The organism is Paludibacterium yongneupense DSM 18731, assembly GCF_000422925.1.
Taxonomy (GTDB): Bacteria; Pseudomonadota; Gammaproteobacteria; order Burkholderiales; family Chromobacteriaceae; genus Paludibacterium; species Paludibacterium yongneupense.
Map to the genome: position 1 here is coordinate 1 of NZ_KE383957.1, position 20360 is coordinate 20360.

The window sequence follows — 20360 nt, forward strand, 5'->3', positions numbered from 1 at the left end:
CGTTAAGCTAACCGATACTAATTGCTCGTGAGGCTTGATCCTATCATTTGAGAGGCTTTGTCCTAGCGACAGAGTCTGCGCGAGATACACATCAGAAACCCGCGTATTTTGGCTTCTTGCAATTTGACCAGTTTATGTCTGGCGGCCATAGCGAGGTGGTCCCACCCCTTCCCATCCCGAACAGGACCGTGAAACACCTTAGCGCCGATGATAGTGCGGCATTCGCCGTGTGAAAGTAGGACACCGCCAGACGCCCATACGTGAAAAAGCCCGCAGAGCTCCGCTCTCCGGGCTTTTTTGCATTCTGCGCGCGCTTGTCCCAATCCCCCTGTCCGGCGGCCAGCTCCGCCCCTGCGTACATTCCCGCCATCACGGTCATCCCACGCCGGCAGAGGCCGGTGGTCGTGCGCCGAGCCCCCCGCCAATGCACGACTCGCCAGTCGTCGAACGACGAATCCCTCTCCGCCATCCCGCTCCTGCCGCCCCCGGCGTCACGGGGTCATGCCGGCGTCCGCCGGATGTAAACGGACGGCGAGCCGGCCTCCCGGTCGACGCCTGAACACCCGAAGGAGGACGGGAGGCCGGCTCGTCGTCGGGCCACGGACAACTGCCCCCCACGAACGAGACGCCGCAACCGCCCACGAACCCTGAACGCCCACGAACGGGAGGCCGGCTCGTCGTCGGGCCACGGACAATCGCCCCCCACGAACGAGACGCCACCCCCGTCCACGAACCCTGAACCTCCACGAACGAGACGCCCCAACCGCCCACGGGGACACTAGACTCCCGCGAACCCTACTCTCCGGGAGTGCTTGCCGCTGCGCGTCTCAGTACCACCAGCACAGACGCTGGAAGCAGCCGCAGAGCGAGTCCGGTCAGCGGGGAGGCAAAGCGGCACGGGGGGGCAGGGCGGGCCGATGCGCTTTGCCGGACTTCGCATCGGCCCGGGTAACCGTCTCAGCGGCTCTTGCGGCTACCGGACCGGGCCTTCTCGCGGAACTGACAATGCAGGGGGTCGGTTGCGGTGCACCGGTAATAGACGATACCGAATGGTCCATCGCTGCGTTGCCAGTGCTGCTGCTCATGCAGACTGAGCAGAGGCGTGCGCTCTGGCTTGAAAGTCATGTCGAGAACGCCTACGTTCAGCCGATAACTGCATTTCGCCAGTTTGCCTTCGCCATCTGCATGATTGGGCGATGGGTAAAAAATCGCTTCGACAAACGATTTGACCGGGCCTGAAGCGGAAGCAGGGGCGATCCCTAGCCATTCGCCCTTGGCGCGATAGACCTCACCATAGGCGTCTATGGTGGCGATGGCCGGACAGTGCTCGATGGGTTCGGCTTGCGCGCCGGCAGAAATCAACAGGGCGGCCATTAAGTAGCGGTATCTGCTCTGCATTTACATCTCCTTTTGTCACTCATTGTTACAAAACATTGCGTTTTTACAATGAAATGCCGACGGGTGACTGTCAATGCAGCGCGGCGAGTGCCGATGCCGCGGCATGTTGCAGCATGAGCGGCACTCGCCGTTGCAATAGGAAGGCCGGAGAGCGGCGGCACCGTCAAGCGCCTGGGCATACAGTATTTCCTTATGGACTGATTTGGATCTTATTTAGTGCATATTGATATATCCAATCGGTTTTGAAAGCGTTCGCTCCATCCGTTAGATTGTCGCTATGGATTGGCCGCCGCCATCGCGGCGGCCCGGATAGCAAGATAGGTTTTCGCAATGACGCTCAACGCGCAACGGCAAACTCATTTGAAGCAGCTCGAAGCCGAATCGATTCACATCATCCGCGAGGTGGTGGCTGAGTTCGAGAACCCGGTCATGCTGTATTCGATCGGCAAGGACTCGGCCGTCATGCTGCACCTGGCGATGAAGGCTTTTTTCCCCGGCAAACCGCCGTTTCCGCTGCTACATGTCGATACCACGTGGAAGTTTCGGGAAATGATCGCTTTTCGCGACAAGATGGTGAAAAAACTCGGGTTAAAGCTGCTCGTACATGTCAACGAGGAAGGCGTGCGCGAGGGCATCAATCCCTTTGTTCATGGCAGCGGCAAGCACACCGACATCATGAAGACCGCCGCGCTGAAGCAGGCGCTCGATCGCTATGGTTTCGACGCGGCCTTTGGCGGAGCGCGGCGGGATGAAGAGAAATCGCGCGCGAAAGAGCGCGTCTACTCCTTCCGCGATCGCAATCACCGCTGGGATCCGAAGAATCAGCGCCCTGAATTGTGGAACTTGTATAACGGCAGGATCAACAAGGGCGAGAGCATCCGTGTCTTCCCCCTGTCCAACTGGACCGAACTGGATATCTGGCAGTATATCTACCTCGAAAATATCGAGATTGTTCCGCTTTATTTTGCTGCAGCCCGGCCCGTGGTCGAGCGTGACGGCATGCTGGTCATGGTCGACGATGAGCGCATGCCGCTCGGGGAGGGCGAAACGCCGCAGCTGCGCAATGTACGCTTCCGTACGCTGGGGTGTTACCCGCTGACCGGGGCCGTGGAGTCGACAGCGGCGACCCTGCCCGAGATCATCCAGGAAATGTTGCTGACGACCACGTCCGAGCGCCAGGGACGGTTGATCGACCATGACCAGGCCGGATCGATGGAAAAAAAGAAAATTGAAGGCTATTTCTGAGCGTCCGCACGACGACCAAGCAGGAACACATCTATGTCACACCAGTCCGAACTGATCGCCGACGACATCCTGGCGTATCTGGAACAGCACGAGAACAAGGATTTGCTGCGTTTCATCACATGCGGCAGCGTGGACGACGGCAAGTCCACCCTGATCGGGCGCCTGCTGCACGACTCGAAGCTTATTTTCGACGACCAGCTGGCCGCGATCCGCCGCGACTCGCAGAAATTCAATACGACCGATGGCGACATCGACCTGGCCTTGCTTGTCGACGGCTTGCAGGCCGAGCGCGAGCAGGGTATCACCATCGATGTTGCGTACCGCTATTTTTCTACCGACAAGCGCAAGTTCATCATCGCCGACTGCCCCGGGCATGAGCAGTACACGCGCAATATGGCGACCGGCGCCTCGACCTGCGACCTGGCCGTGATCCTGATCGATGCGCGCCGGGGCGTGCAGACGCAGACGCGTCGCCACAGTTTCATCGTCAGTCTGCTCGGGATCCGCCATGTTCTGGTTGCGGTGAACAAAATGGATCTGGTTGATTTCCAGCAGGATGTCTATGACGCTATCTGCGAACAGTACACCGAGTTGGGGCGCCGCCTGGATATCGAATCGATCGCCTTTGTGCCGGTCTCGGCCCTGCGCGGCGACAATGTGGTCAAACCCAGCACGCGCATGCCCTGGTATGAGGGGGAGACCCTGATGCAGAGTCTGGAGGCCGTCGAGCTGTCTGCGACGGCGCGGCTGGATGCATTCCGCTTCCCGGTGCAGTACGTCAATCGCCCCAACCTCGATTTCCGGGGATTCGCCGGTACGGTGGCTGCCGGCCGCATCCGGCCCGGCGACGCGGTGACAGTCCTGCCGTCCGGCAAAAAAAGCCGGGTGCGTGCGATCGTGACGGCCGATGGCGATTTGCCTCTCGCGCATGCCGGCCAGGCGATCACCCTGACGCTGGAAGACGAAATCGACATTTCGCGCGGCGACGTGCTGGTGCAGGGGGGCGCAGCGGCGCCACAGGTGGCTGCCGCATTCGATGCCAAGCTCGTATGGATGGACGAAACGGCCCTGATACCCGGGCGCGAGTACCTGTTCAAACTGGCCGGCCGCGTCATTCCGGGCCGGGTCGAAAAAATCGACTACCGCAGCGACGTCAATAGCGGCGAGGAGATCGCCTGCGATGTGCTGCGCCTGAACGAAATCGGGCATGTCCAGGTCCGCCTGGATGCGCCGCTCGCTTTCGATGCCTATTCTGCCTGCCGCGTTACGGGTAGCTTTATCGTCATCGATCGCATGAGCAATGCGACGGCCGGCGCAGGCATGATCGTATCGGCGCGATATGGCGAGCCTGACGTCGCGGAAGATGGCGCTGCCCGCTGGCTGGCCTTCGAAACCGAGTTCAACGCACTGGTGCGCAAGCATTTTCCGCATTGGGAAGCGCGGGATATCCGCGATCTGCTGCCGCGTTGAATTTCCGCCCGCGAGTGCGGGCGGGATGCTCAGCGGCTGCGGGACTCCAGGGTGTAGCGTGCTCCATCGTCCTGCGCCAGCGCGGCGCTGAGCCAGGGGAGGGTGTTCTGCAGGGTGTCGGCCAGCGTCCACGGCGGGTTGACGATGAACATGCCGCTGCCGTGCATGCCAAAACCGTCGTTCGACGGCGACTGAACGCTCAGCGTAACGTCGAGCCAGCTATCGACCGGAAGCTTTTTCAGCTGCTGCGGCAACTCTTTGGCTTCGGCGCGTTGCAGCAACGGATACCAGACCGCATAAACGCCGGTGGCAAACCGTTTTAACCCTTCTTTCAGCGCGACGACCACGTGCTGGTAGTCGCGTTTGTCTTCATAGGGCGGGTCGATCAGGATCAGGCCGCGCCGGGGCGGAGGCGGGAGAATGGCCTTTATGCCCTCAAAGCCATCGCCTGCCCTGATCTGCGCACGTCGGCCGGCCTCTTCGAAATTGGCTTGCAACAAGCGGCTGTCGCTCGGGTGCAGTTCGAACAGGCGCAACTTGCCCTGCGCCGGCATCGCGCGGTCTGCGCAATACGGCGAGCCCGGGTAGTAGCGCAGTTTTCCATCCGGATTCAGTTCCCTGACGATTTCCACATAGCGTTTCAATGCCGCGGGCAGGTCATCGCGCTCCCACAGTCGGCCGATGCCGGTACGATATTCCCCGTTCTTCGATGCGTAGGCGTCTTCCAATGCGTAAACGCCGGCGCCGGCATGAGTGTCGATATACCAGAACGGTGTGTCCTTCTGCCCGAGATAATCCAGTAGTGCGATTTCTATGCAGTGTTTGAGGACATCGGCGTGGTTGCCGGCGTGAAAAGCATGACGGTAGCTGAGCATGGCGGTGTTTCTTCGTATTCAGCCCGCTATTGTAGCGGATGCGGCCTACGCCGTCAGTGCGTGCACGACGTATCATGGATGGCGCATATTTTGCTTGTGCCCATCGTCCGGTTCTGGCCCCGGTCTGCGATTCTGCCTCCGCTTTCGCTTGCGCCTTTCGTTTTTTCGCTAGGTGTGTGGCTGACTTGCGTCAAACGAATCATCTGAAATTTACTTTATCTTTATGTGAAGATTTTTTTCTTGTCAGCCTAATCGGTGCAGGCGAAAATGCAGCGTGCAAGGGAGCATCAGCGCTGCCTTGCAGGCCGATGGCCGGCGAGTTAGTGTCAGGAATCCGTAAACTCTTCAGATCGAAGGTTTACAGGACGTGGGAAGGGCTTCACAATGCGGCGCTTTGATGGCGCCGCAGATGTCGAATTTGCCGTAGAGGCGGATAATGGAGCGGCGCAGCCTGGCGCTGACGGCCGGAAGGCCGCGGCGGGGCCGGTTTTTCCGGTTTACGGGTGTGCTTTGAAGTTTTTGTCGATGCGCGGGGCGGCCGGGCCTTTGCCTGCCGGCCAGCGTATTTCCCACCACTAGAACGATACGAGTTAACAGAGATGAAAATCGAACTGAAAAGTGCAGGTGTCGCTGTCGTTGCCGCACTCATGGCTTCGTCCGCCTTTGCCAAAGACTTCGCTCCGGCCGTTGTCTACGACCAGGCGGGCAAATTCGACAAGAGCTTCAATGAAATGGCGTACAAGGGCGCGGAACATTTCAAGAGTGATTTCCACTTGAACTATCGTGAAGGCCAAATCGCTTCGGATGCGCAGAAAGAACAGACCCTGCGCAATCTGGCACGCAAAGACGCCGACATGATCGTTGCCGTCGGCTTCTCATTCACCCAGGCCGTCGAAACGGTTGCCCGCGAATTCCCCAAAGTCAAATTCGTCATCATCGACTCGGTCGCCAAGGGACCCAACGTCCAGAGCATCCTGTTCCGTGAACAGGAAGGCTCATTCCTGGTCGGCATGGCCGCGGCGATGAAGACCAAGACCAATACCGTCGGCTTTATCGGCGGCATGGACGTTCCTCTGATCCGCGCCTTCGGCTGTGGCTACGTTCAGGGCGTCAAATACGTCAACAAGAACGATAAGGTCATCCAGAACATGACGGGCACCACTCCGACCGCGTTCAACGATCCTGCACGCGGCACCGAACTGGCCAAGAGCCAGTTCGATCGCGGCGTGGATGTGGTGTTCGCCGCAGCGGGCGGTACCGGGCTGGGAGTCATGCAGCAAGCCAAGTCATCCGGCAAGTTCTCGATCGGCGTCGACAGCAACCAGAACCACCTGCATCCGGGTTCGGTGCTGACCTCCATGGTCAAGCGCGTCGACAATGCGGTTTACGAGGCATTCAAGACGGCTAAGGACGGCAGCTGGAAACCGGGCGTGAAATACCTCGGTCTGAAAGAAAACGGCGTCGACTGGGCTCTGGATGCGGATAACCGCGCTCTGATCACGCCGGACATGGAAAAGCGCATCACTGAAGCGCGTAAAGCCATCATCGCTGGCAAAATCAAGGTGGTCGACTACCGTGCCAACAACAGCTGCCCGGTAATGTGATCGTCTGGGCAAGACTGAATCTGACGGAACCGTCCGATGGACACGCTGGCGCGGGCGCCGGCGTGTCTGCCGGAGGCTTGAGGCGTCGCAGACGCTCCTGTTTCGGGGCAGAGCCATATCTGAACCGGGGAATTATCGAGTATGACCGACTTTGCCATCGAACTGATCGGCATCAGCAAAAGCTTCGGCGCGGTGAAAGCCAATCGCGACGTCGAAATGCGCATCGCCAAGGGATCCATTCATGGGGTCATCGGCGAAAATGGCGCTGGCAAATCCACGCTGATGAGCATTCTTTATGGCTATTACCAGGCCGATAGCGGCCAGATCCGTGTCAATGGCAAGGACGCGCGCATTTCAAATAGCCAGGAAGCAATTCGTTTGGGTATCGGCATGGTGCACCAGCATTTCATGCTTGTCGATACCTTCACTGTGCTGGAGAACATCATCCTGGGGGCCGAAGGCGGCTTCGTGCTCAAGAAAGGTCTGTCCAGCGCACGCGACCACTTGTTGAAACTGAACACGGAATATGGACTCGATGTCGACCCCGACGCGGTGGTCGGAACGCTGGGCGTCGGCTTGCAGCAACGCGTCGAAATCCTCAAGGCCTTGTTCCGCGGAGCCGAAGTCCTGATTCTGGACGAACCGACCGCCGTACTGACGCCACAGGAAGCGGATCATTTGTTCCGTATCCTGCGGACCTTGCGCGAGCAGGGCAAGACCGTGATCCTGATCACGCACAAATTGCGCGAAGTGATCGATATCACCGACGCGGTGACCGTGATGCGAGCGGGCACCGTGGTCGGCAATGTGCGCACCTCCGACGTCGACCGCGAGAAGCTGGCCGACCTGATGGTGGGGCGCAAAGTGAATCTCAAGGTCGACAAGGCCGATCGCGAGCCGGGCGAAGTGGTGCTCGATGTGAAGAATCTGGGTCTGGTCGATCATCGTGGCGTCAAGTTGCTGCAGGATATCGGCTTTTCCCTGCGTGCGGGCGAGATCGTGGGCATCGCCGGCGTAGCCGGCAACGGGCAGTCCGAGCTGATGCAGGTACTGGCCGGCATGCTGGAGCCCACAAGCGGCGAAGTCGAATACAAGGGGCAGTCGATTACCCACCTGAAGTCGCGCGAACCCAAGGCCAAGGCCTTGCGCCGGCTCGGCATCGCCCATGTGCCGGAAGATCGTTCGCGCGAAGGTCTGGTCAAGGCCTTTCCGATGTTTGAAAATGCAATCCTCGGTTATCAGGACGATCCGCGGCTGATGCGGGGGACGATGTACAACCGGCGCGCGCTGATCGCCCGTACCCGTACCCTGATCGAGCAGTTCGACATTCGCCCGGGCGACCCGATGCTGCGTGCCGGGCTGTTGTCGGGCGGCAACCAGCAGAAAGTGGTGCTGGCGCGCGAAATATTCGCCAATCCCGATCTGCTGCTGGTAGGGCAACCGACCCGCGGCGTGGACATCGGTGCAATCGAATTCATCCACAAACGCCTGGTCGAACTGCGCGACGCGGGCAAGGCGATCCTGCTCGTTTCGGTCGAGCTGGAAGAAATCATGTCGCTGTCCGATCGCATTCTCGTGATGGCCTGCGGCCAGATCACGGGTGAAGTCGCCGGCAATGCGGCGACGACGACGGAACTTGGCCTGCTTATGGGCGGGGGAAACAAACAGTGAAATTCGGACAACCTTCCACCTTGCCGCGCTGGGCACAACTGACCCTGCTGCCGGTACTCAACCTCAGCGCCGCTTTGCTTGTGACCGGGCTCGTGACCTGGCTGATAGGCGAGAATCCGCTGGAATGCCTGCACCTGCTGGTTGTGGGGGCTTTGGGCTACGGCGAAGGCATCGGCTATACGCTGTTTTACACGACGGGCTTCATCTTTGTCGGCCTGGCGGTCGCGACGGCCGCACATGCCGGCCTGTTCAATATCGGTGGCGAGGGGCAAGCCTATCTGGGCGGGCTGGGCGTGACGCTGGTCGTCCTCTCCTTCGACCACGTGTTGCCGTTCTGGATACTGATGCCGCTGTGCCTGATCGGCGCCATGCTGTTCGGCGCGGGCTGGGCCCTGATCCCCGCCTGGTTGCAGGCAAAGCGTGGCAGCCATATCGTGGTGACCACGATCATGTTCAACTTCATCGCCTATTCGTTGATGTTGTACCTGATCAGCCATCATCTGATCGAACCGGGTTCGCAAAACCCGACGACCCGGGAGTTCGGTCATAACGCCTGGATGCCGGCCATGAGCGACATGCTGGCGGCCATCGGGCTCACCATTCCGCCCACGCCGCTGAACGCCTCCTTTCTGGTCGCTCTGCTGGCCTGCGTGCTGTTTTACCTGGTGGTCTGGCATAGTCGCTGGGGCTTCGAGCTGCGCACGGCGGGCAGCAACGAGCACGCGGCCCGCTACGCCGGGATCGGCGTCAGTACCGTCATCATCGTCGCCATGTGCGTTTCGGGTGCCTTGTCCGGACTGTCGGCCGTCAACGATCTGCTGGGGTCGACGCATCGGATGAATGTCGGATTTACCAACGGCATCGGTTTCGTCGGCATTGCCGTGGCGCTGATGGGGCGCAACCATCCGGTCGGGATCCTGCTGTCCGCGTTGTTGTTCGGTGCGCTGACTCAAGGCGGGCTCGAGCTGTCGCTGGACAAGCCGGTCATTACCCGCGAGATGATTCTTCTGATCGAAGGTCTGATCATTCTGTTCTGCGGAGCGCTGGAAAACTTGTTCGAGCCCTTTCTGGCCAGTCTGTTCGCTCGTTTCACCCAGAGGAAATAACTGATGGAACTCCTGATCAGTACTCTTGATTCGACGGTTCGCGTGGCGACGCCGTTGACGCTGGCTGCGCTGGCCGGCCTGTTTTCCGAGCGTTCCGGCGTGGTTGATATCGGCCTGGAAGGCAAGATGTTGATCGCGGCTTTTGCCAGCGCCGCCGCGGCCTATGTCACGGGCAGTCCCTGGCTGGGTTTGATGGCCGGGGTGGCGGCAGCGGTGATGTTTTCCATGCTGCATGCGTTCGTGTCAGTGACCTATAACGGCAATCAGCTGATTTCCGGGATGGCGATCAATACCATCGCCTCCGGGATCACGCCCGTGCTGGCGCTGGCCTGGTTCCAGCAGGGCGGCAACACTCCGCCGCTGCCGGATGAGGCACGCTTTGCAGAAATCGCACTGCCCTTCGTCGATACGCTGCGCAACGTGCCCGTGATCGGCCCGGTCTACAGCGGTTTGATTTCAGGGCATTCGATCCTGGTCTATATGACGGTGCTGATCATTCCGCTGGTTTCGTGGTTCGTATTCAAGAGCCGCTTCGGCCTGCGCTTGCGCTCCATGGGCGAAAACCCGCATGCGGCCGATACGGCCGGGATTTCGGTCGCGCGCGTACGTTACATCGCCTTGTTCTGGAACGGTGTGCTGTGCGGGATGGCGGGGACTTTTCTGTCGGTCTACCAGACCGGCAGCTTCATCAAGGAAATGACGGCCGGCAAGGGGTACCTGGCACTGGCGGCGCTGATCTTCGGCAAGTGGCGCCCGGTTCCTGCCATGATAGGCTGCTTGCTGTTCGCCTTTGCCGATGCCGTGCAGATCCGTCTCGAGGGCGTCGAACTCCCGTTTGTCGGTGCTATCCCGTCGCAATTCATCGCCGTCATCCCCTACGTGCTGACCGTGTTGTTGCTGGCGGGTTTCGTCGGCCGTTCGACGGCGCCGAAAGCGGTCGGCATTCCTTTCGTCAAATCGCGCTGAAGTCCGCCCGGGGCCTGCCGCCCCGGGTCAGGGCTGGGCCGGGGTCACGCTTTGCTGATGGCATTGTCCGCTGACTTCGGCTTGCTGCGCCCCATGCTGCCATAACGTTCCTTCCAGCGCTCCGGTCGTTTTTTCGATGCGGTAATCGTTGACGGTGTCGCCCTGTTGCAGGCTGAAGCGGATCGGGTCGCCCACCAGCGTCAGGTTGCGGGTGCGGATTGGAACATTGTCGCTGCGTCGCAGGGTGTTGGCGCCGGCATCGACAATGACGCTCATCTCGTTGAGCGGGTGTGCCGCATGGCTCCCCGCCGTGCGCAGCTGCCTGCTGCAGCGCCAGGATTGCAAGGCCTGCAGCTCGCTCGGCGCCCGGCCGGAGTCGAAGTGCAGCGTCGCGATCACGAACTGGAAACGGTTCTCCTGCTGCCCCTGGCAGTCTTCGGTGACGCGCGTCTGCCCCAGGTCCCATTGCACATGCTTGTCGATATGCAGCGGACGGCCGGCAAGCCGATAGCTTGCATCCGTGGTGCGCGCCGGTGCTCCGAAGTGTTGCAGCCCCCACTGATACAGGGCGTGGCACTGATTGCGGGTCGCGTCATCCTGCGTCGTATACAGGGTCAGTCGTGCCTCAGGACCCTGCTGCGACAGAATGGCGTGCCATTCGCCGCCGGCCAGCATGACTCTCTGTATCCGGCTGCGATGCTCGTTGCCGGGCTGTTCACCCAGGTAGTCGACCCAGGAATGCTCGTTCCAGACGGGACTGGCGGAGGCATGCGCCCAGTCCATCGCGCGCCACATCCCTGCGTCGCCGAGGCGATCGGCGAGCGTGGCGGCCTGGGTCAGCAGCGGGACCACGGCGCAAAACAGGAAAAACGGTATCTTCATGCATTATCCAGACAGACGACAGCCGCCGATGGTATCACGCCGGCCGCACGCGAGCTCGCCAATGACTGACCAGATCGCCGTCGCTTGAGGCGATAGCGAGCGATGGCGTCGCCGCGCAAGCATGATGGTGCGTTCGATCGGAGGCGTCAGCGGCCGGGAGGCTAGGCGCGCATTGTCCGCTGACGGCAGCGCCATCTCGGGAACCACGCTGATGCCGATGCCGGCTTCTATCATGCGATAGACCGTGGTCAGATGCCCGAGCTCCTGCACGACATCGCCGCGAACGTGCTGCTGTTGCAATGCCCGATCGATCAGCGGGCGGCTGCCTGAAGCGTAGTCGAGCATGACCAGGCGCTGTTGCTCGAGCGCGGTCCATGCGACACAGGGCTGTGCCGCCAGGGGGTGATCATCGCGGCACACCAGATAGAACGGCTCGTGGCGTATGGGTTCGCAGTACAGATCGTCGGCATCGAGCGGATCGACGATGACGCCGAAATCGACTTCGCCGTTGCGGATGCCGGCCAGAACCAGGTTTTGCACCTGGTCGCGCAGGATCAGAGTGACCTGGGGGTAGCGGCGTCGGCTTTCCTCGATGCAGGCCGGCATCAGATGCGCGGACAGCGTGGGGCTGGAGGCTACCCTGACTTTGCCATGGCGCTGTTCTCCCTGCGAGCGCGCTTCGACGAGTGTGGCATCCAGCTCTTCCAGCTGCCTAGCCAGTGCGACTGCCAGTGCCGCACCGGCCTCGGTCAGCGCCATGTCGCGCGTGGTGCGGTCGATGAGCTTCAGGCGCAACTCGCTTTCCAGCTCGCGGATGGCATGGCTGACGGCGGGCTGACTCAGGCCTATCGCGTCGCCGGCGCGGCTGAAGCTGCGCTGGCGAGCGACGGCGATAAAGACCCGGAGCTGGCGTAAGGTGATATTCATGGACTGAACGGGATCATGACGCTGCGGAGATGCCTGATTCTACCTGCATTCGCCTACCGCAGCAGCTGGTCGTGATGGCGGTGGCATTGCCCGCGCACTTGACTACAATCATGTGACGAAGCGACCGCCTGGGAGTCACTATGCACTATGATTCGATTGTCATCGCCGGAATGGCGCGCACCCCGATCGGCGGTTTTCTGGGCGAACTGGCGGACGTCAGCGCCAGCGCACTGGGGGCCGCTGCCATCCGTGCGGCGGTGGCCGGAGCCGGTCTGGCTCCGCACCAGGTCGATGAGGTGATCATGGGCTGCGTGCTGGCGGCCGGGCAGGGGCAGGCCCCCGCGCGGCAGGCGGCGTTCCGGGCAGGGCTGCCTGTGACGGCCGGCGCCAGCACCCTGAACAAAATGTGCGGATCCGGCATGAAGGCGGTGATGCTGGCGCATGATCAGATTCTGGCCGGCTCGGCCGAGCTGATCGTGGCTGGCGGTATGGAAAGCATGAGCCAGGCGCCGTATCTGTTGCCGCGGATGCGGCAAGGCATGCGCTTCGGCCACGGTGAGCTCAAGGATCACATGCTGCTCGATGGGCTGGAAGACGCCTACCGGCACGGCACCGCGATGGGCGTGTTCGCCGAGGACTGTGCCGCAGAGTACGGCTTCGAGCGCAGCGAGCAGGACGATTACGCGCTGCAGTCGCTGGAGCGTGCCCAGCGTGCGACGCGCGAGGGAGATTTCAAGCGCGAGGTCGTTGCCGTGCAGGGGGCGAACGGAATTCTCATCGACAGCGACGAGGGGCCGCGCCGTGCGCGGGCCGAGAAAATCCCCATGCTCAAGCCGGCCTTCCGACCTGGTGGCAGCATCACTGCCGCCAATTCGAGCTCGATCGCCGACGGTGCGGCGGCGCTGGTTCTGACACTGGAGTCGACGGCACGCCGACTGGGGGCGACGCCGCTCGCGCGGGTCATCGGCCACGCCACCTTCGCGCAGGAGCCATCCCGTTTCACCACGGCCCCGGTTGGAGCGATCATCCGCCTTTTCAAACGCATAGGCTGGCGCCGCGAAGACGTCGATTGCTTCGAGATCAACGAGGCGTTCGCCGTGGTGGTCATGGCCGCCATTCGCGATCTGGGGCTCGATGCGGCGCGAGTCAACCGCAATGGCGGGGCGTGCGCACTCGGGCATCCGATCGGGGCATCGGGTGCACGCATCCTGGTTACGCTGCTCGCGATACTGCTGCAAGGCGGCGGTCGGCGCGGCGTCGCCAGCCTGTGCATCGGCGGCGGCGAGGCGACGGCGGTGGCGCTCGAAACGCTGTAGCAGTCCGCGGCTATTGCGGGTCGCGTTCGACCGGTTTTACCGCATATTCGCCTTCCAGCCAGTGCCGGAACAGGGTATAGGCCACTGCCAGCAGAGTCGGGCCGATGAACAGCCCGATTACCCCCCAGGCAATCAGGCCGCCGATCACGCCGAGGAAGATCAGCGACAGGGGAAGTTTCGCCCCCTGGCTGATCAGCATCGGTTTGAGGAAGTTATCGATCGTATTGACCAGCAAAAAGCCCCATAACACAAGAAACGCGGCGCGGCCCGTGTTGCCCATGTAAAACACCCAGGCTGCGCCCGGCAGCCAGACGATCAGCGTCGGCATCTGCGCGACCGCCAGCATGAAACAGAGGAAACCCAGAACCAGGGAGCCAGGCACGCCGGCTATCCACAGCCCCGCCACACATAGCAGGGTCTGTGCGAGCGCCGTCCCGACCACGCCGGTGGTGACGCTGCGTACGGTTCGCGCCACGACTTCAGGCAAATCGATCGCCGGGGCGCCGCCGAGTTTGACGATGGTTCTTTCCGCTCCGTACCAGGCCGCCTCGCCGTTATAGAGCAGGACGCCGGAGACGACGATGGCGAGGACGATCTCGAGCAGGCTCAGGCCCAGCTGCGCAACATGCGACAAGGACCATATCGCGCCTTCGTTGAGTGCCGGGCGCAACTTGTCCAGCATGCTGGGAAGGTCGCTTTGTGCGGTTTTCCACAATTGGGTCGTGGCGGGGCCCAGGACGGGAATGGAATCCACCCAGCCAGGGGCATCCGGTAAGGAGAGCCCGGACAAATCGCGGGTAAACGCCGATAACTGCGGCAGAAAATCGACCAGGGACAGAATCATCAGGCTGATCGGGACGGCCAGCGCGATCAGCATCAGGCAGACCAGGATCGCCGCCGCCAGCTTGCGCCGCTGCCCGATGCGGTCCGACAGCAGATTGAACGCCGGCCAAGTGGAAATCGCGATGATGATGGCCCAGATCAGCGCTCCGAGAAAGGGCAGGATGATCTTGACGCAGGCCAGCACCAGCAGGGACAGTACCGCGATACGGAATACCGCCATCACGCTCATGCCGGTCAATTTTTGCCTCAGGTCTTCGGTGCTCATGGTGGCCTTGTCGTGTATGTCAGCGTAGCGCAGACAAATGGTCTTGGAACGGAGCCGCGGGCATGAAGCCGATCACGCGGTCTGCTTCGCGTCCGTTCCGGTCGAACAGGATGATGGCAGGGGGGCCGTACAGCCCGAAGCGCCGCAGTAAATCCCGGGCGGCCGGATCGTTCGCGGTGACGTCGGCGCGCAGCAGGACGAAAGCGGCGAGGCGGGAGGCCACGGCGGGGTCGGGGAAGGTTTCCGCTTCCATCTCCTTGCACGCGACGCACCAGTCGGCATAGATGTCGAGCAATACCGGGCGTCCGCGTGCCGCGGCGACTGCCCGGTCCAGTTCGGCGCTGCTGCGGACCGGAGTAAAGGCCTGCACTGCGCGGGCGGCAAGCGTTTGCGTCCGCCACTGGACTCCGACCGCGCCCGCGGCGGCCAGCAGGAGAATCAGGGCCAGGGCGCGGGCGATCAGGGGGCGCGGGCCGCGGCCGTGGCGACGGTAAAGGGTGACGGCGGCGGCGATCAGCAGAGTCGCCCATGCCAGGGTGACGGCCCAGTACGGCATGAAGGGCGCGGCCAGCCGGATCGCGAGTCCGAACATGACGAAGCCGAACACGGCCTTGACCGTGTTCATCCAGTTCCCTGCGCGCGGCAGGATGTGCCCGCCGAACCCGCCGATCAGCAGCAGCGGCAAGCCGATGCCCATGGCCATGCTGTACAGGGCTGCGGCGCCGAAGCCGGGCGACCCCAGGCTGCCGATATAAGCGAGTGCCACCACCAGCGGCGGTGCGACACAGGGGCCGATGATCAGTGCCGAAAGTGCGCCCATGGCGAATACCGTCGCCAGCCGGCCGCCGCTGAGCCGGTTGGTGCGTGCCGCCAGCCGCGATTGCAGCGCAGCGGGCAGTTGCAGCGTGACGATGTCGAACATGGACAGACCGAGGACGATCATCAGCAGGCTTGCGGCCAGCACGATCGGGGCCTGTTGTAACCATACGGTCAGCAGACTGCCTGTGCTGCCGGCGACGACGCCGACGACGGTGTAGCTGAGCGCCAGCCCCTGTACATAGGCCAACGCCAGCAGGAAGCCGCGGGCGCGCGTCAATGCCGCGCCCTGCCCCGCGATCAGCGAGGACACGATGGGCAGCAGCGGGTAGAGGCAGGCGGTCGCCGCCATGCCGAGGCCGGCCAGGAAAAATCCGGCGAGCGCGGTCAGCCGGGAGACGGGGACGGAGGGCGGTGCCGGCGGCGGGGCGGGGCGGGTGTCGGCCGCGCTGCGCAGCCAACCGTCGCCCGGGCGGGACCCGATGGCCAGGTGATGCGTATAGGGCGGGTAACAGACGCCGGCTTCGGCGCAGCCCTGCAGTTTGAACTGCAGCTGAAAACGCGGCGGCGCCGCGGGGGAGAGGGGCACCCGGATCCGGTTCTCTCCGGTGAGTATGGCCTGCTTGCCGAAATAGGGGTCGTGCTTGATCTTGCCCGGCGGAATGTCGGGAGTGCGCAGCAGGTGGTCGGGGGTGCTGCTCAGCCGGATGCGGTCGCGGTAGACGTAGTAGCCGGGGGCGACGTCGAGAAGGATCACCACCTCGCCGGCCTGGCGCGAATAGCTCGCCGCGAAGGCTTTCTCGGGTGCGAGCAGATCGTTCGGGTCAAGGGCGTGGGTAAAAATCGGGTACAAGCCCAAAATCAGCCATAGCGTGGTAAAGATACGTTTGAACGATGTCGTGGCGATTCGCGGCATGGGGTTGATGTCGTTCTGTCCTGTTAACGGTTCATCGCGCAAGTTTTCGTGAATCAAGACCGGCTGGCTTCGGTTATTATGAATCGTCCGTCCGAGCAAGGCCTGATCCATGACCAGATTGCCTGTACATTTCGCTCATGCTAACGGTTTTCCCGCCGGTGTCTACCGAAAAATGCTGGGGCCGCTGGCCGAACGGCACGATCTCGGCCATATCGAGCGCATTGGCCACAACCCAGCCTATCCCGTTACCGATTGTTGGCCGCATCTGGTGCGCGAGACACTGGCGGCCATCGAGGCGCGCGGCGTTGCCGTGGTCGGGGTCGGGCATTCGCTCGGCGGCGTGCTGTTATTTTACGCGGCTATCGCGCGGCCGGAGCTTTTTCGGGGTTTGATCATACTCGATTCGCCGCTGCTGTCTTCGCACCGGCTCGGTATGATCTGGCTGGCGAAGAAACTGGGCTTTATCGACCGGCTGACTCCGGGCGGCAATACCCTGCGCCGTCGCGACAATTGGGCATCGGTGGCGATGGCGCGCGATTATTTCGCGCGCAAGATCCTGTTCCAGCGCTTTGACCCCGACTGCCTGTCCGACTATGCCTTGTACGGCACCCAGGACAACGGCGACGGAGGACGACGGCTGCTGTTCCGGCCCGAGGTCGAGTACCGGATCTTCAGAACGTTGCCGCACGACTATCCGCGCTACCGGGGCCGCCTCGCCGTACCGACGGTGTTTCTGGCCGCGGCCGAATCGCATCTGCTCGCCGGAAGCGACCTCGAGCATCTGCGCGTGGACTTCGGCATGCACATCGAGCAGATGCCGGGCACGCATCTGTATCCTCTGGAGCGGCCGCTGGCGACGGCGGAGCGGATACTGCAGCTGATCGATGCGTTTGCCTGATCACAGGCTCAACAGGGCGACATAGCTGCCGGCCAGACCGATGAGCGTGGTCGCGAACGTCGGCAGGCAGCGCAGGGCGAGGTCGCGTCCGCCTATGGTCGCGATCAGGCCGAACTTGAACAGTGTGTTGGATCCCACAGCCAGTGCCAGCGTCGCCACCAGTCCGTTGATATCCATCCTGTGCTGATTGAACAGGTTCATCGCCGACAAGGTGATGGCGTCGACTTCGTTGACGCCGGAAATCACTGCCACCGCGTAGACCCCCTTGTTGCCGAATTCGGTGCCGAGCCAGGCCGAACAGAATAGCACCGCAGCGAAGATCACCCCGAAGCCGAGCGCAAGCTTGAGCTCGGTCGGGTTGCCGAGGGCGAGTTCGGGGCGCTGTTCCTTGTTGTTGTTGCGTGCGACGACCATAGGCACGAGGCCGATAGCCAGCGCCGGCAGCATGGCGAGCGCGACTTTGGGTAGCGCCGCGGGGGCCACCACCAGCGCCAGCAGCGTCAGGCGAAGCAACAGGACCAGATTGGCGACCCGGATCACCTGGCTTGCGAACGGGATGGAGGCCGGGTTGGCGCTCGCCTCGCGCGAATAGACGAGGCTGGTCGCGGTCGAGGACACCAGGCCCCCCAACAGGCCGAGCAAGGGGCCGTTGACGCGCTCGCCGATGATTTTTTCGAGCAGGTAGCCGCTGAGGCCGATGCCGGCCACGAGAACCACCATCAGCCAGATCTGGTGCGGATTGAATGCCAGATAGGGGCCGAAACTGCGATTGGGGAGCACCGGCAGCACGATCAGCGACAGGGCGGCGAATTGCAGCAGCGAGTAGAGGTCGCGCCGCTCGAGTCGATTGGACAGCCCGGACAGCTCGGGCTTGAGGTAGAGCAGGCTGGTGGTCAGGATGGCCCCGGCGACGGCGAGCTCGGAGTAGCCGTAGGCCGTCAGGACGCCGAGCGCGTACGCGACCAGGGCCGCGACCAGCGTCGTGGTGCGCGGGTCGCTCTGGCTGTCGCCGCTTTCGCTGTTGCCATTGGGCAGGAAGCCGAGTGCGACCACGGCCAGCAGGCCGCCGAGCGGCATGTATGGCGCGCCGGCGGATCGGGCGATCAGGGTGCACAAGGTGCCGAGCAGGGCAATCAGGGGGATGGTGCGTATGCCCGCCAGCACATGCCGCTTGCGCTCGCGCTCGACCCCGATCAGCAGGCCGATGCCCAGGCTGGTCAGCAAAAGGGGGAGGGACTCGAACGGCGTGCCGTGGACTGCGAGCCAGCTCGACAGGTTGAATCCTCCCATGGCGTCTCTCCTCAGGCCCGCTGTGCGAGCCGGCGTTCTATCTGACGCTGGATTCCGTTACCGTCCAGCCCGCAATCGCGCAGCAGGGCGGCGACATCGCCGTGCTCGACATAGCTGTCGGGCAAGCCGAGCTGCAGCACGGGTGTCGTGCATCCCTCTTCCTGCATGGCTTCCATACAGGCCGAGCCCGCTCCGCCCATGACCACGTTTTCTTCCAGCGTGACGATCAGCTCGTGACTGGCTGCGAGCTGTAGCACCAGTGCCCGGTCCAGCGGCTTGACGAAGCGCATGTTGACCACGGTGGCGTCCAGCGCCTCTCCCGCTTGCAGAGCCGCCTGCAACAGGCTGCCGAAGGCCAGTATCGCCACCTGCCGGCCGTGGCGGCGGATCTGGCCGCGCCCGATCGGCAATGCCTGCATCTCGTTCTCTATGGCGACGCCCGGACCGGTGCCGCGCGGATAGCGTACTGCGCTGGGGCCTTCGATTCCGACCGCGGTGAACAGCATCTGCCTGCATTCGTTTTCGTCTGACGGTGCCATGATCGTCATGTTGGGAACACAGCGCAGGAAGGAAATGTCGAACGCGCCGGCGTGGGTGGGGCCGTCCGCCCCGACCAGGCCGGCACGGTCGATGGCGAAGACCACCGGCAGGTTTTGCAGGGCGACGTCGTGGATCAACTGATCGTAGGCGCGCTGCAGAAAAGTGGAATAGATCGCAACCACCGGCCTGAGGCCTTCGCAAGCCAGGCCGGCGGCGAAGGTCACTGCGTGCTGCTCGGCGATGCCGACATCGAAATAGCGCTCGGGGTACTCGCTGGCGAAGCGGACCATGCCCGAACCTTCGCGCATCGCCGGCGTGATGCCGACGATGCGGCGGTCGAGGCGGGCCATGTCGCACAGCCAGTCGCCGAAAATCTGGTAGTAGCTGGGGCGTGCTCCCGGCTTGCTGCCGGCCAGTCCGTTGGCCGGGTCGAAACGCGTCACGCCGTGGTAGGCCACCGGGTCGTTTTCGGCCAGCTTGTAGCCATGCCCCTTCTTGGTGACGATGTGCAGGAATTGCGGCCCCGACAGGCTCTTGATATTGCCGAGCGTATCGATCAGCGCATCGAGATCGTGGCCATCGATCGGGCCGATATAGTTGAATCCGAACTCTTCGAACATCGTTCCCGGCATGAACATGCCCTTGACGTGTTCCTCGACCTTGCTGGCGATTTCACGCATCGGCGGCACCTTGCCCAGCATGCTGCTGGTTCGGCTTTTCACCGCCGCATAGAAGCGCCCTGACATCAGCTTGGCAAAATAGTGGTTGAGTGCCCCGACATTCGGCGAAATCGACATGTCGTTATCGTTGAGCACGACCAGTAGATCGGCATCGCTGTCGCCTGCGTTGTTCAAGGCCTCGAATGCCATGCCCGCCGTCATGGCGCCGTCGCCAATGATGGCAATGCTCTTGCGGGCGATGCCCTGAACGCGGGCGGCGACGGCCATGCCGAAGGCCGCGCCTATCGACGTCGACGAGTGACCGACGCCAAAGGCGTCATACTCCGACTCCTCGCGTTTGGGGAATCCGGCCAGCCCGCCCTGCTGGCGCATGCTCGCCATCTGCTCGCGCCGGCCGGTGAGGATCTTGTGCGGATAGGTCTGATGCCCGACATCCCAGACCAGCCGGTCGTGCGGGGTGTCGAAAACATAATGGAGCGCGATCGTCAGTTCGATGCTGCCCAGGTTGGACGCGAAGTGCCCTCCCGTGGTGCTGACGGACTCGACCAGGAACTCCCGCAATTCCTGCGCGAGTTGCGGCAATTCCTGACGCGGCAGGCGTCGCAGATCAGCCGGTGTATGGATGGTTTCGAGCAGCGGATACATTGTCATG

General features: G+C 62.6%; 16 protein-coding genes and 1 rRNA gene. 9 read left to right on the forward strand and 8 right to left on the reverse strand.

The genetic code is table 11. The annotated features are described in order from the left end of the window. The first annotated feature begins 137 nt into the window (after positions 1-137). A 5S ribosomal RNA gene (rrf, locus tag G520_RS0114490) occupies positions 138-252 on the forward strand. A gap of 705 nt (positions 253-957) precedes the next feature. On the opposite strand, the gene G520_RS0114495 is transcribed toward rrf, so the two are convergent. Continuing rightward, the gene (locus tag G520_RS0114495; protein ID WP_084637655.1) at positions 958-1398 is read right to left on the reverse strand and encodes a DUF3757 domain-containing protein; all 441 of its coding nucleotides are present in this window, start codon (positions 1396-1398) and stop codon (positions 958-960) included. 330 nt (positions 1399-1728) lie between these two features. Between G520_RS0114495 and cysD the strand changes: the two genes are divergently transcribed. Further along, positions 1729-2643 (forward strand): sulfate adenylyltransferase subunit CysD, encoded by a 915-nt coding sequence (gene cysD, locus G520_RS0114500; RefSeq protein WP_028536271.1) that lies wholly within the window; start codon positions 1729-1731, stop codon positions 2641-2643. A gap of 33 nt (positions 2644-2676) precedes the next feature. Next, complete coding sequence (cysN, locus tag G520_RS0114505; protein ID WP_028536272.1) at positions 2677-4113, forward strand: sulfate adenylyltransferase subunit CysN; 1437 nt, start codon at positions 2677-2679, stop codon at positions 4111-4113. A gap of 29 nt (positions 4114-4142) precedes the next feature. On the opposite strand, the gene G520_RS0114510 is transcribed toward cysN, so the two are convergent. After that, the gene (locus G520_RS0114510) at positions 4143-4988 is read right to left on the reverse strand and encodes a 23S rRNA (adenine(2030)-N(6))-methyltransferase RlmJ (protein ID WP_028536273.1); all 846 of its coding nucleotides are present in this window, start codon (positions 4986-4988) and stop codon (positions 4143-4145) included. A gap of 599 nt (positions 4989-5587) precedes the next feature. Here G520_RS0114510 and G520_RS0114515 point away from each other — a divergent pair. The 4 genes from G520_RS0114515 to G520_RS0114530 all read left to right on the forward strand — a co-directional run bounded on the left by G520_RS0114515 (position 5588) and on the right by G520_RS0114530 (position 10335). Then, positions 5588-6592 carry a BMP family lipoprotein gene (locus G520_RS0114515; RefSeq protein ID WP_028536274.1) on the forward strand — a complete coding sequence of 335 codons (1005 nt, stop codon included), beginning with the start codon at positions 5588-5590 and terminating at the stop codon, positions 6590-6592. Positions 6593-6733: 141 nt separating this feature from the next. Beyond that, the gene (locus tag G520_RS0114520) at positions 6734-8263 is read left to right on the forward strand and encodes an ABC transporter ATP-binding protein (protein WP_028536275.1); all 1530 of its coding nucleotides are present in this window, start codon (positions 6734-6736) and stop codon (positions 8261-8263) included. After that, positions 8260-9369: an ABC transporter permease gene (locus G520_RS0114525; RefSeq protein ID WP_028536276.1), complete on the forward strand. Its 1110-nt coding sequence runs from the start codon at positions 8260-8262 to the stop codon at positions 9367-9369. The genes G520_RS0114520 and G520_RS0114525 overlap by 4 nt, the downstream gene beginning before the upstream one ends. A 3-nt stretch (positions 9370-9372) precedes the next feature. Further along, positions 9373-10335 (forward strand): ABC transporter permease, encoded by a 963-nt coding sequence (locus G520_RS0114530; RefSeq protein WP_211222837.1) that lies wholly within the window; start codon positions 9373-9375, stop codon positions 10333-10335. A gap of 27 nt (positions 10336-10362) precedes the next feature. Here the strand turns inward: G520_RS0114530 and G520_RS0114535 are convergent, their stop codons facing one another. Both G520_RS0114535 and G520_RS0114540 read right to left on the reverse strand, forming a co-directional pair. Further along, positions 10363-11217 (reverse strand): hypothetical protein, encoded by an 855-nt coding sequence (locus tag G520_RS0114535; RefSeq protein ID WP_028536278.1) that lies wholly within the window; start codon positions 11215-11217, stop codon positions 10363-10365. A gap of 3 nt (positions 11218-11220) precedes the next feature. Continuing rightward, the gene (locus tag G520_RS0114540; protein ID WP_028536279.1) at positions 11221-12144 is read right to left on the reverse strand and encodes a LysR family transcriptional regulator; all 924 of its coding nucleotides are present in this window, start codon (positions 12142-12144) and stop codon (positions 11221-11223) included. 140 nt (positions 12145-12284) lie between these two features. On the opposite strand from G520_RS0114540, the gene G520_RS0114545 reads away from it, so the two are divergent. Then, positions 12285-13460, forward strand: coding sequence for an acetyl-CoA C-acyltransferase (locus G520_RS0114545; RefSeq protein WP_028536280.1), 1176 nt, complete (start codon positions 12285-12287; stop codon positions 13458-13460). A 10-nt stretch (positions 13461-13470) separates the two neighbouring features. On the opposite strand, the gene G520_RS0114550 is transcribed toward G520_RS0114545, so the two are convergent. Beyond that, positions 13471-14568 carry an AI-2E family transporter gene (locus G520_RS0114550; protein WP_051229423.1) on the reverse strand — a complete coding sequence of 366 codons (1098 nt, stop codon included), beginning with the start codon at positions 14566-14568 and terminating at the stop codon, positions 13471-13473. A gap of 19 nt (positions 14569-14587) precedes the next feature. Continuing rightward, positions 14588-16411 carry a protein-disulfide reductase DsbD gene (gene dsbD / locus G520_RS0114555; protein WP_246542750.1) on the reverse strand — a complete coding sequence of 608 codons (1824 nt, stop codon included), beginning with the start codon at positions 16409-16411 and terminating at the stop codon, positions 14588-14590. Between dsbD and G520_RS0114560 the strand changes: the two genes are divergently transcribed. Then, complete coding sequence (locus tag G520_RS0114560; protein WP_036666375.1) at positions 16410-17198, forward strand: alpha/beta hydrolase; 789 nt, start codon at positions 16410-16412, stop codon at positions 17196-17198. The genes dsbD and G520_RS0114560 overlap by 2 nt on opposite strands. Here the strand turns inward: G520_RS0114560 and G520_RS0114565 are convergent, their stop codons facing one another. Together G520_RS0114565 and dxs are read right to left on the reverse strand one after the other, a co-directional pair. After that, a complete protein-coding gene (locus tag G520_RS0114565; RefSeq protein ID WP_028536284.1) occupies positions 17199-18488 on the reverse strand; it encodes an MgtC/SapB family protein in 1290 nt (429 codons plus the stop codon). Positions 18489-18499: 11 nt separating this feature from the next. Next, positions 18500-20359, reverse strand: a complete 1860-nt coding sequence (dxs, locus tag G520_RS0114570; protein ID WP_211222838.1) for a 1-deoxy-D-xylulose-5-phosphate synthase — start codon at positions 20357-20359, stop codon at positions 18500-18502. Position 20360: the final 1 nt, after the last annotated feature.